We start from the raw sequence: 14,603 nt of genomic DNA on the forward strand, positions 1-14,603 counted from the left end.
GTAGCACTATTACTTTTTATATGTGTGTTAGTATTCTTTTTTATCAGAGTAATGATTGTAAAAAAGGACAGTCACGAATTTGAAAACGTCAGGATTGAAAATGAAAATATCGAGTCTTCATTATCTATACATTCTTCCCTTTAATCGGAGCTGGACCAGCGATGTTATCACGAACTTTGTAAGATAAATGTAAGCTTAGTATGGACTTTCCATTATTTCACCTCGATTGGCTGAACGATAGGTTTTTGATAGCTATGATTGCTATCATTCATGTGCTCATTAATCATGGACTCGCTGTAGGGTTTATCCCATTGGTTACCTGGCTGGAACAAAAAGGGGTAAAAAATAGTAGTAGCGCAGAAATCACAGATTTTACCTGGGATAATATGGTGTATAAGATGATGAAAGTCGGTTTCATCATTACCACTACACTGGGCGCTATGACAGGAGTTGGTATCTGGTTTTCTGTAGCCCTCGTAAGCCCTGCATCTATAGGTAGTCTTATAAGAGTCTTCTATTGGGCATGGTTTACGGAATGGCTCGTGTTTGTAACTGAAGTTGTATTGATTGTTATTTACTTCCTGACTTGGAAGAATGCGAACAAATCATTGACTTCCAAACTCAGGCACATCAGGTTTGGCTGGTTTCTATCTATTTTTTCCTGGATTACAATGGCCATTATTGTATCCATTCTTAGCTTCATGATGGACCCGGGCAACTGGAAAACACATCATAGCCTGCTGAATGGCTTTACAAATCCGATTTACCTGCCACAGTTAATGTTCCGTACCCCTACTGCAATGCTGGTTGGTGGCGTATTTGGCCTTATGTTGATTACGCTCTTTACAGATACAGGTACTGCCATGCGGCAAAAGGCTGTGCGGGCAGCTTCTGCCTGGATACTTTGCTGGGCTCCATTTTCACTGGCAGGAGCAATCAATTATTACAGGGTGATGCCCGCTGCCATGAAAGCAAACATGAGTACGGCTATAGGCACTATTGATTTTTCACAATTTTACACCCTGTTGCAGTATGTCATAATGGTTGCAATAACCATCGTTTTACTACTGGCAATACTAGGCCTTTTAAAATCCGGGTGGATGAGGTTCCCTTTAGCACTGGTGGCCTGCATCATGGCTTTTGGTTTCCTTGGAATTTTTGAGCGTGTCAGGGAGTTTATCAGAAAGCCTTATGTAATTGGTGGTTACATGTATAGCAACCTGTTGAGAGAAGAAGATTATCCACTTTATAAAAAAGACGGTATTCTCAAATATGCGACCTATACAAGTACGCCGGAAGTAACTCCGGATAATAAAATTGAAGCAGGTCGTAATGTATTCATGCTGGCATGCAGCCGTTGCCATACCACACAGGGAGTCAATTCTATCACTTATGTATTTGAACGTATGTATGGATTTGGCAAACCACTGGATGAAAACTCAATGGCCGCCTATATACCTACAATGCACAATGCACGAACTTATATGCCGCCATTTCCTGGTAATAAACAGGAGCTAAAAGCACTGGTAGCTTATATCAAATATGTTCAGGAAACAAAAGAAGTGATCGAAGGTGCACAGACAGAGGGCGTAACAGTCAATAAACTAAATGATATGGAAGCTGCCAAAGTCGTCATGGAAAAACAACAGGAAGAAAAAACGCGCTGACCAACAGTAAAACAATTTAATTCATTTAAACAGAACTTAGACATGCTTTATTTTTTGCAGGCAACCACACCTGTACCAAGAGATATACCATTGGATTTACCATTGCCGGAATGGTTATTAGTAGTACTCCTCGTCATTTCATTTCTGGCTCATATCGTATTTGTAAATCTCATGCTGGGAGGCTCAATTATCACATTATGGGCTGAAATAAAGGGGTTAAAGGATAAGGATTATGATACCCTGGCAAATGAAATTGCGAAAACAATAACGGTCAATAAGAGTCTCGCAGTAGTGCTGGGAGTAGCACCGTTGTTAAGTATTAATACGCTTTACAGCATTTATTTTTATTCTGCCAATGCACTGACTGGCCTAATGTGGATATCCATCATTCCACTTGTTACCATTGCCTTTTTGCTGACTTACATGCATAAATATACCTGGAAAATTCTGGCACAGAACAAAGCATTACATCTTTCAATTATTGCGGCGGCCGTTGCTGTTTTCCTATTTATCCCATTAATATTCCTGGTAAATATCAACCTGATGTTGTTTCCTGAAAAGTGGGGTACAATCAAAGGTTTTATGAGTGCACTGGTATTGCCCAATGTATTTCCACGCTATCTGCATTTCATTTGTGCATCATTGGGTATCACCGGGCTATTCCTGTTCTGGTATACCGGGAGGAAAAATTATCCTTTCGAGAGTTTTTACTCCCATCTGAACAGATACGAAATAAAGAAAAAGGCTTATTCACTTACACTGGCTGCTTCTGCTGCCCAGTTTCTGATAGGCCCATTGGTATTGATGACATTACCCTCAAAAGGTATCGGCTGGAATCTTATTGGAGTGATCCTGACAGGTGCCGCTATTGCTATTCCTGCAATGATCTGGATATGGAAAGCAATTACCGGACCAGCAGAAAAAATAGACCGGCATTTTGGCAAAGTTGTATTGGCGTTAGGAACCACTGTTTTATTCATGGGTAGTGGCAGACATATATATCGTGCCAATGCGCTTGCACCTCACCGACAACTGATGGCTGCCAAAACTGCGGAGTTCGAAAAATTATCTGCTGAAGCAAGAGCTAATCCACAGGAAGAAGAAGAGGAAATGGAAATAGATCCATCACTGGGTGATGTTGCCAAAGGGGCCGCTCTTTTTAAAGCAAATTGTAGTGCCTGCCATCAGAAAGATACTAAACTGGTAGGGCCACCCATGCTGGAAATGGTAAGCATTTACCATGATCAGCCGGACAAGCTGAAAGCATGGATCAAAAAACCTGGTAAAAAACGGCCTGATTTTCCACAGATGCCAGCATTCGGCGACAAATTTTCCGGAGACGATCTGAGCGAATTAGCTAAATATATTTTATCAATAAAATAATTATTTATGAGTACCCCAGTTTTTGTGATTGCTACGTTGCTGCTCATAGGAGCAATTGTACGGCAGCTGATCATCATGTATACAAACCTACTTTCTTTACAAAAGGATGCAGAAATATCAAGAGTGAAAGTGAAAGAAGAAAAAGAGTATCTTTTTATAAAAGGATTGTATTGATCAATTATTTTTACTTGACTCTAAGGTTAGAATATGTCGAATCAAAGATGTCATCTGGACTTGGATACTACTGGCTGAAGGTTAATAATCAATCTTATCGTATAAGAATTTTAATCAATAAGGATAATATTACAGGTTGATTAAATGCAGGCAAAGATCATAAGGTCTTTGCCTGTTTCTTTTAATTGAGAATTACAGTAATCCTCCTGCAACAATAATTCGTTCACCGGTCACCAAACCATAAGTTCGGGGTTAGTACGAACCTAATGATTCTATAGTGTATGCGGGGGGCCTTTTAAGATTCATAAATACGTTGTCTTATTGTATATCCCAAATACCAGCTGAACGTTCCAGATTTACCAATGCCTCGGCATAACTGAATAATGACTGATAATAGTTTTGCTGCACGTCGTTGTAAGTACGTTGTGCATTTAATACTTCCAATAAAGAAGTTTCGCCACGTTTGTAACTATATATTTTGCCTGTTAATACTTTTTGTGCTTCAGTGAGCAAACCGCTTTTAAATTGTGACACCTGTTTTTCTGCTGCTTTATAATTAAAGTAGGATTGTATTACTTCTGCCTGGATTTGCAATAATATCTGATCGTATTGGACTGCAGCCTGCATGATGGAATATTGTGCGGCTTTCATATCACCTTTATATCTGTTAGAGAACTTTAATGGAATGGAAATGCCTGCATTGATACTTCTGTAAGCCGGTGTGGGGGCTATGGTATTTGTTGATTCACCGTTATATTGCATACCAGCTGAAATGCCCAGATCAATTTTCCTGTTGGCCCTGATCAACTGTAAGTTTTTATCGGCAACAGTTTTACTATTAATTGCTGCTAGAATATCAGCCCTGTTATCCTGTGCGTTAGTGATTAAAGTACCCAATGCGAAATCCCTTTCCAGGTTATCTGAATTCGATATCGGAGTAAGTAATGTATCGGACTGCGCTTTGCCTGTATTAATACTTAATTGTACTAAAGCAGTTTTCCAATCGGCTTCATTTTGATAAAGACTGTTAAGTAAGCTACCTGCTTCTAATTTCGACTGTCTTGCATCCACTTCTGTTATAGCACCTAATTTAAAACGGATAGCATCTGCATCAGCCAGTTGCTCCATGGTAACATAGGAGCTTTGTTGAACCTGTAACAGATTATATTGTTGCAAGGCATTGAAATATGCAATTGTGGCATCTGCCTGAAGATTGCGAAAGTAATCCTGTAACATGGCTTTGCTTAATTGCAACTGGCTTTGTGCGAGGTCAATTCTTGACTTTCGTTTACCTCCCAATTCTAACGTGCTACCAATACCAGCATTATAACCCTGTCCTAAATGTTTACTGGCTTGCTGATTATCATAAAAACCAATAGATAATTGAGGATCAGGGAAAACTTTGGCAGATTCGACACCCGCTTCAGCAATACTGACATTGTATTGCTGTGCTACATAACTGAAGTTTTGCTTACCTACCAAACTCAAATATTGGGTAAGTGATACCCTTGTTTTCGCAAAACCAGTATCTAGTTGTGCATGTACTCTGGTACAGATGCACAGGATTATCCATGTTAATAAAATATATTTCTTATAGAATTGCATGCACTTTTTTATTCGTTGGATGATGAAAACTGTTTATAATCTTTCTTTCCCCATTTACTTTCCATCATATAGTATAAGGGAGGTAAAACAAATAGCGTGATGGCGGTTGCTACGAAAAGACCATATACAATTACGGTTGCCAGTGGCCTTTGTACATCAGAACCTATACCTGTTGCCAGAGATGCGGGTAATAAACCCAATGCCGCAACTGTGGCAGTCATTAATACAGGACGGAAACGGTCTTCAGCACCTTCCACAACGGCGGTAAGTAAATCATAGCCTTTCTTTCGCAGGTCATTTATGTGTGAAATCAAAATCACCCCATTCTGTATGGCTACACCAAACAATGCAATGAAACCCACTGCTGAAGAAACATTCAATGTCATACCTCTGATGTTCAACGCCAGCATACCCCCGAATAATGCCAGCGGCACAATGGATAAGATCAGTCCCGCCTGCCGGAACTTGCCGAATGCACCATAGAGTAATAAAAACATGATGGCCAATGCCAGTGGAACAATTATCATCAACTTGGCATAAGCCCTGTTTTGGTTTTCAAATTGTCCACCCCATATAATATTGTATTTTTCATGATCGTACTTTACCGTTCGTTCAATATTGCTTTGCGCTTCCTTTAAAAAAGCTGTCAGATCATTGCCCCGCAAATTGAGTTTTACAGTCAAATGTCTCTTATTTAATTCTCTTGTAATAGTGCTTTCTCCGGTGGCGGTTTTTACAGTTGCTATTTGCGACAAAGGAATTTTTGCCCCCGTCTGAGAAGTGAGCATCAGGTTCGATATTTTCTCAGGCGTATTTCGGCTTTCTTCATTATAGCGGCAGATAACATCATACACTTTATTGCCAACAAACACCTGGGATATAGCTTTTCCGCCAATAGCGACTTCAATCAGCTCTCCTACGTCAGTTACATTCAAGCCATAACGTGCCACAGCATCCCTGTCAACAGAGATCTGTAATTGCGGCAATGGGGGCTCCTGGTCAATGGCTACATCGACAGCACCTTTAATGCTTTTAATGGAGGTCATAACGTTTTCTGCGATATGGCGAGTTTCTTTAAAATCATCCCCATATATTTTTACCACCAGTTCGCTGTGTGCCCCTGCAATCTTATCCATTACACCATCGATCATGGGTTGACTGAACCCGACAGTATAACCCGGCATGGTGGCATATTCTCTTGCCAGATCATCAATCAGGTCGGCTTTGGTCCTGCCGTTCTTCCATTCACAATATGGTTTAATACCAATGCTGCATTCAAAGTGAGAGGCGGTCCATGGGTCGGTACCATCATCGTTACGTCCTGCCTGCACCATCATATAGGTTACTTCATCATACTTCATGGTATGCTGCCGTAAGGTATCACTCATTTCTTTCGATTTCTGTAACGATACACCCGGAGGTAGCTGCACCTGTAACCAGATAGAACCTTCATCCAAAGGAGGTAAGAAATCTTTACCTACGGTGATGGAAAGAATAACTGCACTGATTAAAACAAGTACCAGGGGAATAAATACCCGTTGAGGAGTTTTCATCATTTTTTTACCACCTTCAAAATAGGCATTGGTCAATTTTTCCAGCCATTTATTGTGGAATAATTTCCGTGGCTTCCGATAGACTGCATAAGCCAGTCCCGGTATCAGCAACAGTGCAACTGCCAATGCACCTAACAATGCAAAACCAACGGTAAAAGCCATGGGTGTAAACAGTTTCTTTTCAACCCTTTCAAAAGAGAACAGGGGCAGGTAAGCTGTAATGATGATAACGGTGGAGAACAAAATAGGTTTGGCAACAGCCAATGCCCTTTCCCCTATGGTAGATTCCTGCAGCTCTTCGTTGGGGCTATCTTCTCTCTTTTTCAAAATGGTTTCCATCATTACAATGGCCCCATCCACAATAATCCCAAAGTCAATGGCGCCAAGTGAAAGCAGGTTTGCCGGAATATTTGTAAAGTGCATCAGGATAAATGCAATCAATAACGCCAGTGGAATGGTGATGGCTACAATTAATGCCCCACGCCAGTTGCCGAGAAAAACAATCAGCACAATAATTACCAGACTCATACCTTCCAATAAGGTATGCGATACAGTGTGCAGAGTTGTGTCTACCAGATTAATTCTGTCTATATACGGTCGGATACTTACCCCTTCGGGCAATATATTTTTATTAAGGTCCTCCACAGCAGCATGGATACCTTCCAGTACTTTGGATGGGTTCTGGCCTTTTAATAACAATACGATGCCTTCATCGCCTTCGCTATAATTTACTTTCCTGTCGGTATACCCTAAGATGCCCTTGCGTTCCAGGTTCCCGTATTTTAATGTTCCTACATCATTTAGAAATACGGGAACTCCATTTACTGATTTCACCACTACCTTACCCAGGCCTTCCAACGTTTTTACAAGGCCTATACCCCGCACCACATAACCCAGATCACCTCTATTTAATACACTGCCTCCTGAATTGGCATTGTTGTTATTGATAGCAGTCTGTACATCAGTCAGGGACAATTGATATTGTTCTAATTTTCTGGGGTCCAGTTCTATCTGGTATTGCGTTGTGATACCACCAAAATTGGTAACATCGGCAACACCTGGTACCTGCTTAATACGGGGGATAATCTTCCAGTTCTGCAGGTCGGTGATTTCTCTGAGATCGTGGCCTTTGCTCTCTATAATATAACGGTAAATTTCACCTATGGGAGATGTAAGCGGGTCTAATCCGGGCTTCGCGTTATAAGGCAGGTCCACATCGTTCAGCCTTTCTGAGATACGTTGCCTTGCCCAATAATCCTCAATACCGTCTTCAAACACGATAGTAATAATGGACAATCCAAATGTGCTTTTACTACGCATTACGTGCATACCGGGCATGCCATTTAAAGCCCTTTCTACAGGAATGGTTATTTGTTGTTCTACCTCTTCAGCAGCAAGTCCCGGAACCTGTGTTACAACTTGTGAAGTAACATCTGCGATGTCGGGATAGGCTTCAACAGATAGTTGTGTCCATGAATAATAACCAAAACAGACCAGGAGTATAAATAATGCAACAAAAAGCCAGCGTTTTTCTATTGCTGTGAATATTAATTTCTTCATGAAGATTTGCGTTATTGTGGTTGTTATTTTGCATCCAGGAGATAAAAACCACCTTCTGAAACAATCTTATCTCCATTGTTTAATCCAGATTGAATGACTATTCTTTCTCCTTGTGTACCCGCAGTTTCCACTTTACGTTTTATATATTTCCCTGCGGCAGTTTCTATGAAAACAAAACTGGCATCATTCATCTGCAATAAGGCTTTTGATGGAATAAGAATGGCATTAACGGGTGCAACAATGAAATTTACGGTTACATACATACCCGGTTTCAGTGTATGATCGGCATTATTAGCTTCTATAAGCACTTCTACGCTGCGTGTATCTTCATTGACAATCTCTTTTACATGATATACCTTGCCCCGGATATGTTTTTCCGGAAGAGCTGCAATTTCAATATTACAATCATCTAACTCATGGATAAAGCGAATATCTTTTTCTTTTACCTGCCCAACAATCCAGATCTTAGATAATTCTGCCACTGTGGCTACACTTGCTGCATCGTCTTTTATGAACTGTCCGAGTATTACTTTATTTTCAATTACTTCTCCGGCGATAGGAGAATGAACTACTAATGCTTGCCCTAATGAAAGATTATCAGGGTTTGCTTTGAAAATTTTAATACCTATTACTGCATTTTCATACTCCTTTTTTTCTACTTCGTAAGCTGTTTGGGCTTCTTCCAGATCCTTTTGTGTTCCTACACCATTGGCAATTAAATCCTGTTGGCGTTTCAACGTTTTTTCAGCCTGTTGCATCTGTGATTTTTCCTGGAAGAAAATTTTTTGTGCCGCAATAAAATCAGGGGAGCTTATTTCGAACAGTGGTGTTTCAGGTGTGGTCTTTAAACCCAACCGTAAATATGATTTTGTTACTCGTCCCTGAAAGGGTGGAGCTATTTCTGCATATTGAGTTGGGATGGCTTTTACCGTACCGGTGGTCAGCATTTGCAAACGATAAGGCTCACTTTGAGCAGTTGTTGTTGCAAGTTTGTTTTGCAAGTTTGAATTTTCCGGAATAATGATGGTGTCGCCCAGCAGGGTATAATTAATGTTTTCTGTTTCAGCCTGGGGGCTATGGCAGGAGTAGTTAATCAGGAACATTCCATTGAATAACAGTATTGATAATATTTTTCTTTTCATTTTCTAATTGAGCAGCTGTTTAATGAGATTTTGCTCCGCGAAACTAAAACAGCCCCTTCGAAGGGGCTGTTAGAATTGCTTTAGAATGTTATTAGAAAATCATTAGAGATATTAATATCAGATATGAGGCAATGTGATGGTGAAGGTTGTACCTTCGTTTTCTTTGGATAGAACTGAAAGGTTGCCATTATGCAATGCAATGATTTTTTGGGTGAGAAATAATCCAATACCATTACCATCTGCAATTTTTTTATTTTTCCCCCTGTAAAAAGGAGTGAAAACATGTTGCAATTCTTCATTACTGATTCCAATACCGTTATCTGAAAAGCTCAGGAAAATTTGTTTTTCATTGTAAGAAATAGAAGTTATGCTCTGCTTATTGTTTGAAAATTTGCAGCCGTTTTCTATTAAGTTTGCAAAGGCCACCTTTAACAGATATTCATTGCCATTTACTGAAATAAAATCATCATTGTCAGTTTCTTTTTCAAAAACGATATTCACCTTATAGTCTGGTTGATTGTGAAGTACGTCATTTCGTGCATCTAATAAGATTTCATCCAACCTGACTTCTTTAAAGGAAATTTCTGTTTGATCGTAACTGGCTTTTGCTAAGTCCAGCAGACTATTGGAAAGACGCATTAATTTCTGAATATCAGAAATAATATGTTCTATTGACTGTTGGTATTCTTTATTGCTTCTTTCTTTTTGCATTGTAAGCTGCATTTCTGCCAGCATTGCAGTAAGCGGCGTTCTTAATTCATGAGAAATATTTGAAACAAAATGTTTTTGTGCATCAAAAGAATTTTCAAGCCTGTTAAGCATTTCGTTAAAAGTGATGGCAAGAGCTGCAATTTCGTCTTTCCGGTTCCCTTCCTCCACTCTTAGATCAAGGTTGGTAACGGTGATCTTTTTTACCTTTTGTACCAGCGATGAAACGGGTTGCAATGCCTTTTTAGACAGGAATTGTCCGACATAGAATATAATAATTATAGAGAAAAGAAAGGCTATAATAATTGTATTTCGAAGATTGGCAAGTTTGGTAAGTCCGTATTCATCTTTTGCGGCAGCTGTTATTACATAATGTTGCCCGTTATGTTCATATAAGAAACCTACTACCTGTACATCTTCAAGGTAAAATTGAATTTCTTTCTGAACAATAATACGGTCTATCATGTTCTGTGTTTCTTTCACCTTGTCTATTTCAACTGCATCATGGTATAATAGATGAAAAGCAGTATCGTAAATGGCTACTTCTTCCTGGAATAAAGCATTAGGTGCATTTTTATAGATGAGTTGTAAAACTACAGGGGCAACCTTTGTATCAAATAAAAGGTTAGCTTTAGTAGCTGCCTGTTGTTTCAATCTTTTAAAATACTCATCTTCCCTGGTTGCAGAGGAAGTGAAATAAACAGTTAATGCAAATGCCAATAATAATGCGGCGACCAACGAAGTAAACAATAGAGTAAGCCTTGTTTTAATTTGCATTGTTAGTCCTGTTTAAAGATGAAGCCAAGGCCTGGCTTGGTATGAATGAGTTTAACATCAAAATCCTTATCTATTTTCTTACGCAGGTAATTAATGTAAACATCAATAAAGTTGGTTCCTGTGTCGAATGTTGTTTCCCAAACCTTTTCTGCAATTTCTGTTCTTGACAAAACCCTTTCCGGGTTTTGCATCATATATTCTAAAAGTTTTAGTTCTTTTGGGGTTAAGGAAATTTCTTTGTTGCTACGTTTTACAATTTTGGTATGCATGTTTAATTCAAGGTCTGCATATTTTAAAATAAAACCCTGTGAATTACTTTTGCCGTTATTACGCTTCAATAAAGCACGGATCCGTACATGTAACTCTCTTAAGTCAAATGGTTTTAATAAATAATCATCTGCACCTGCATCAAAACCCTCTACTTTATCATCGGTGGTTCCTAATGCGGTAAGCATAATAATGGGGGTATCCGGTAGTACGGTTCTGATCTCTTTGCAGAGATCGAGTCCATTCACTTTGGGCAGTATAATGTCAGTTATAATCAGGTCAAAGCTGTTTTTTAATGCCAGTTTTTTACCTAATTCACCATCGTAAGCAACAGTTACCTCATAAAGGTGCTCTTCCAATCCCCGTTTGATGAGTTGTGCTACGCGTTCTTCGTCCTCGATAACGAGTATTTTCATAAAGTTATATTATTTTACCAGTAGAAATGGAAGCTAATAAATATATTATTGATAATCAAAAAGTAAAATTCCAGGTATATATTTGAGTACTTTAAACAAGGGAAATAATGGAGCTGTCGGTACAAAACACACAGGAATTTCACAAGCAGATCAAAGCAGCAGGTATGCTAATTGCCATTGGAATAGTCTTTGGCGATATAGGCACTTCTCCACTATATACCTATACAGCATTATTCAAGCCTGATGAAATTATCAATCCTGCTAAGGCATTAGGTGTATTAAGTTGTGTAATATGGACACTTACTTTACAAACCACGTTTAAGTATATTTTCATCACTTTGCAGGCTGATAATAAGGGTGAAGGTGGTATCTTCTCCCTGTTTGCACTTATAAAAAGATACTACAGGAGGTGGCTGATTGTTGTTGCCATTATAGGTGGGTCTTTTTTAGTGGCTGATGGTATTATTACTCCTCCCATTTCTGTAGCGTCTGCTATTGAAGGAATGAAAGCCATCTATCCGAATATTGATACAGTGCCTATTGTAATTGCTATTATTATTCTGCTTTTTGTAATTCAGCAATTCGGTACGCAACAAATAGGAAAGTTCTTTGGGCCGGTGATGATGATATGGTTCACATTTATCGGAGTGATTGGAGTGATGGCATTGAGCCACAATTTTAGTGTACTGAAAGCATTGAACCCTGTTTATGCTTATGAACTATTGACATATTATCCAAAAGGTTTTTGGTTATTAGGCGGAATATTCCTTTGTACTACAGGTGCAGAAGCTATGTATAGTGATATGGGCCATGTAGGAAGGAATAATATCCGGGTTAGCTGGATCTACATAAAAATAGCATTGATTCTTTGTTATGCTGGCCAGACTGCCTGGCTGCTAGAGGCGGGGAAAGCCAATACGCTCAGTCCTTTTTATAATATTGTTCCCCAGGCGATCTATGTTCCCTCAGTAATTCTTTCTACGCTCGCCACTATTATTGCCAGCCAGGCATTAATCAGTGGTTGCTTTACCCTGGCCAATGAAGCTATTCACCTGGGTTTCTGGCCACGCCACAAAATCGTCTTTCCCAGCAACATAAGAGGACAGTTATATATTCCTTTCTTTAACTGGGCATTAATGATAGCCTGTATTGGAATGGTACTCCACTTCAGGGAGTCTGGTAAAATGGAAGCTGCTTTTGGGCTTTCTGTAACACTGACAATGCTTACTACCACAATATTAATCGCACTTTGGTTACGAGCCCGTAGGAAGCCATTAATAGTAGTAGGCATTATCACAGCATTATTCCTTACAGTGGAAATCTCTTTTTTGATTGCAAATCTTCAAAAGGTCAAAGAGGGCGGTTGGATCATGCTGTTTGTTGGGGCTTTCCTTACTTTCATAATGTTGGTTTGGCGCACTGGTCGTTTACAACAGAAAAAACTTATTACTTTTAGTAAATTACAGCCTGAAAACCTGCAACGGTTGATAGAACTAAGTCACCATAATGAGATAAGCAATTTTGCTACGAATCTTATATACCTCACCACATCAGCAGATCCCAACGAGATTGAAAACAAAACGCTCCGGTCAATTTTCAGTAATCCTATTAAAAAAGCAGATGTTTATTGGTTTTTCCATGTGGAAATTGATGATGAACCTTATACATTACAATATTCAGTTACAACATTATCCGTAAATGATGTTTATCACGTAACGCTCAGATTAGGATTCCGTGTTCAACCCCGTGTAGATCTCTTCTTCCGGCATATAGCAAATGAACTTGTCAGTAAAGGAGAACTTAAACTTGAACGCAGCCCTATGATGGAATTTGCGATGAATGATATCGGCGATTATAAATTTATCATCATCAATTCTTATCTCTCTTTTGATAATGATCTGCCTTTCTGGAGATCCATCCTCATTAAATGCTATTATAATCTTAAAGGAATAGGGGTAACAGAAGACGTAAATTATGGACTGGATACAAGCAACGTGATAATTGAAAAATATCCGTTGGTCACTAGCGTTTTGATATTAATCGAAGATATTCAACTGATTACGATTTAGTTCTTTGAAATTTGACTGTATTGGTTTGTCGAAAAGCTCCTTGATAGGTGTCTTTTCAAAGACGGATATGCTGATTACCTGAAGCATTTCATACAGTGTATGCTGTATGTTAAATTTCTTCTTCGCGATCGCTACAAGTACATACACGGAGATAGCAATCCATATCTGAACGCGAACAGCATTTTCACTTGTTCCCCAGAATGTTTTGATCTTTAGATGTTGTTTTATCCATTTAAAGAAGAGCTCTATTTTCCATCGATGTTTGTATAGCATTGCGATCTTAGAAGCATCCAGATCAAAATTATTTGTTAGAAAAACCAGCGTTCGATCCTGTTCAGCATCATAGAACTTGATCCGCCGTATTTTTTCCGGATAATCCTGGATTGCATAGAATCCTTGAAGCTTAATTATCTGGTCCGCCATTATACCTTCCTGTTTGTTTTTAGGGTTGGATTTGACACTTTTAAAATTAAGATTATCCTTAGCTCTGATTACATAAAATGCTTTAGAAAGATGAATACGGTTAAGTCGCTTATAATCGATGTAACCCCTGTCCATTATGTAAAAGCTGTCAATCTGGAAGGAAATCGTATCCAGAATATTAACTTCATGAATGGCTGCAGTTGTTACTTCTATAAATTCAGGAATCGCTGTTTTCAGATCAAGTTGTACATGGAGTTTTATTCCTGCTTTTGTTGATCTGAAATTAGCCCAATCGAATAATGATAAGCAAAGGTCAATAGTTGATGCATCAATAGCAAAAACAGGGTTGTCGATATCAATTTCGCATTTTGATTTGCCTGCATATAATTGTTGTGCTTCACGTATTAATATCCAGGTAAAGTCAGCATATATGTGCCAATCTCTATTTTCGTTTGCAGTTGATAATGTACTTTTTGCTATTGCTTCACCAATTCCGATGTGATAGAGTTTTTTAGAATTAGCTCGCAGACAAAGTATTGTATCAGACAAACTTTCCCGATGTGTTAATTGTCCAAATACCATACAAAGATATTGACGCCAACAGGTAAAATGCTTAGTCTTATAGTCTCCATTATATCTCTTTACACAAGTTTTAAAACTTGTAGGAGAAATAAGGGAAATCAACTGGGAGAACAAATAACAGCCTTGATTCATATAAATTGAATATCAATCTGTTATAATAACACGAAAATCCCAGAAATTCAAATCGTGGTAGGCTCAGAATCAGCTGAAACCCAATACAGACAATAATTTCAAAGAACTGATATCAATAACATCAAAACGCTAGTGTCCGTTGGTA

10 protein-coding genes are annotated in these 14,603 nt (G+C 38.8%); 4 read left to right on the forward strand and 6 right to left on the reverse strand.

Annotated features, from left to right (window positions below; all coding sequences use genetic code 11):
* The first annotated feature begins 200 nt into the window (after nt 1-200).
* Genes QQL36_RS30630 through QQL36_RS30640 form a run of 3 tightly spaced genes read left to right on the forward strand, consistent with a single transcriptional unit; the run spans nt 201 to nt 3,224 of the window.
* Nucleotides 201-1,667 carry a c-type cytochrome gene (locus QQL36_RS30630; RefSeq protein ID WP_083729167.1) on the forward strand — a complete coding sequence of 489 codons (1,467 nt, stop codon included), beginning with the start codon at nt 201-203 and terminating at the stop codon, nt 1,665-1,667.
* 42 nt (nt 1,668-1,709) lie between these two features.
* The gene (locus tag QQL36_RS30635; RefSeq protein WP_083729169.1) at nt 1,710-3,050 is read left to right on the forward strand and encodes a c-type cytochrome; all 1,341 of its coding nucleotides are present in this window, start codon (nt 1,710-1,712) and stop codon (nt 3,048-3,050) included.
* Nucleotides 3,051-3,056: 6 nt separating this feature from the next.
* Complete coding sequence (locus QQL36_RS30640) at nt 3,057-3,224, forward strand: hypothetical protein (protein WP_179091296.1); 168 nt, start codon at nt 3,057-3,059, stop codon at nt 3,222-3,224.
* Nucleotides 3,225-3,542: 318 nt separating this feature from the next.
* Here QQL36_RS30640 and QQL36_RS30645 read toward each other — a convergent pair whose 3' ends face one another.
* The 5 genes from QQL36_RS30645 to QQL36_RS30665 all read right to left on the reverse strand — a co-directional run bounded on the left by QQL36_RS30645 (nt 3,543) and on the right by QQL36_RS30665 (nt 11,252).
* A complete protein-coding gene (locus tag QQL36_RS30645; protein WP_083729171.1) occupies nt 3,543-4,829 on the reverse strand; it encodes a TolC family protein in 1,287 nt (428 codons plus the stop codon).
* A gap of 8 nt (nt 4,830-4,837) precedes the next feature.
* Nucleotides 4,838-7,942, reverse strand: coding sequence for a CusA/CzcA family heavy metal efflux RND transporter (locus tag QQL36_RS30650; protein ID WP_321567884.1), 3,105 nt, complete (start codon nt 7,940-7,942; stop codon nt 4,838-4,840).
* Between the two features lie 23 nt (nt 7,943-7,965).
* Complete coding sequence (locus tag QQL36_RS30655; protein WP_083729173.1) at nt 7,966-9,084, reverse strand: efflux RND transporter periplasmic adaptor subunit; 1,119 nt, start codon at nt 9,082-9,084, stop codon at nt 7,966-7,968.
* A 117-nt stretch (nt 9,085-9,201) separates the two neighbouring features.
* Nucleotides 9,202-10,569 (reverse strand): sensor histidine kinase, encoded by a 1,368-nt coding sequence (locus QQL36_RS30660; protein WP_083729175.1) that lies wholly within the window; start codon nt 10,567-10,569, stop codon nt 9,202-9,204.
* Between the two features lie 2 nt (nt 10,570-10,571).
* Nucleotides 10,572-11,252, reverse strand: coding sequence for a response regulator transcription factor (locus QQL36_RS30665; protein ID WP_083729177.1), 681 nt, complete (start codon nt 11,250-11,252; stop codon nt 10,572-10,574).
* Nucleotides 11,253-11,359: 107 nt separating this feature from the next.
* On the opposite strand from QQL36_RS30665, the gene QQL36_RS30670 reads away from it, so the two are divergent.
* Nucleotides 11,360-13,321 (forward strand): KUP/HAK/KT family potassium transporter, encoded by a 1,962-nt coding sequence (locus QQL36_RS30670; RefSeq protein WP_321567885.1) that lies wholly within the window; start codon nt 11,360-11,362, stop codon nt 13,319-13,321.
* Here QQL36_RS30670 and QQL36_RS30675 read toward each other — a convergent pair.
* Nucleotides 13,289-14,458: an IS4 family transposase gene (locus QQL36_RS30675; protein WP_321567886.1), complete on the reverse strand. Its 1,170-nt coding sequence runs from the start codon at nt 14,456-14,458 to the stop codon at nt 13,289-13,291. The genes QQL36_RS30670 and QQL36_RS30675 overlap by 33 nt on opposite strands.
* Nucleotides 14,459-14,603 lie beyond the last annotated feature (145 nt).

It is taken from the genome of Chitinophaga sp. LS1 (genome assembly GCF_034274695.1).
In the GTDB taxonomy this organism is placed as follows: domain Bacteria; phylum Bacteroidota; class Bacteroidia; order Chitinophagales; family Chitinophagaceae; genus Chitinophaga.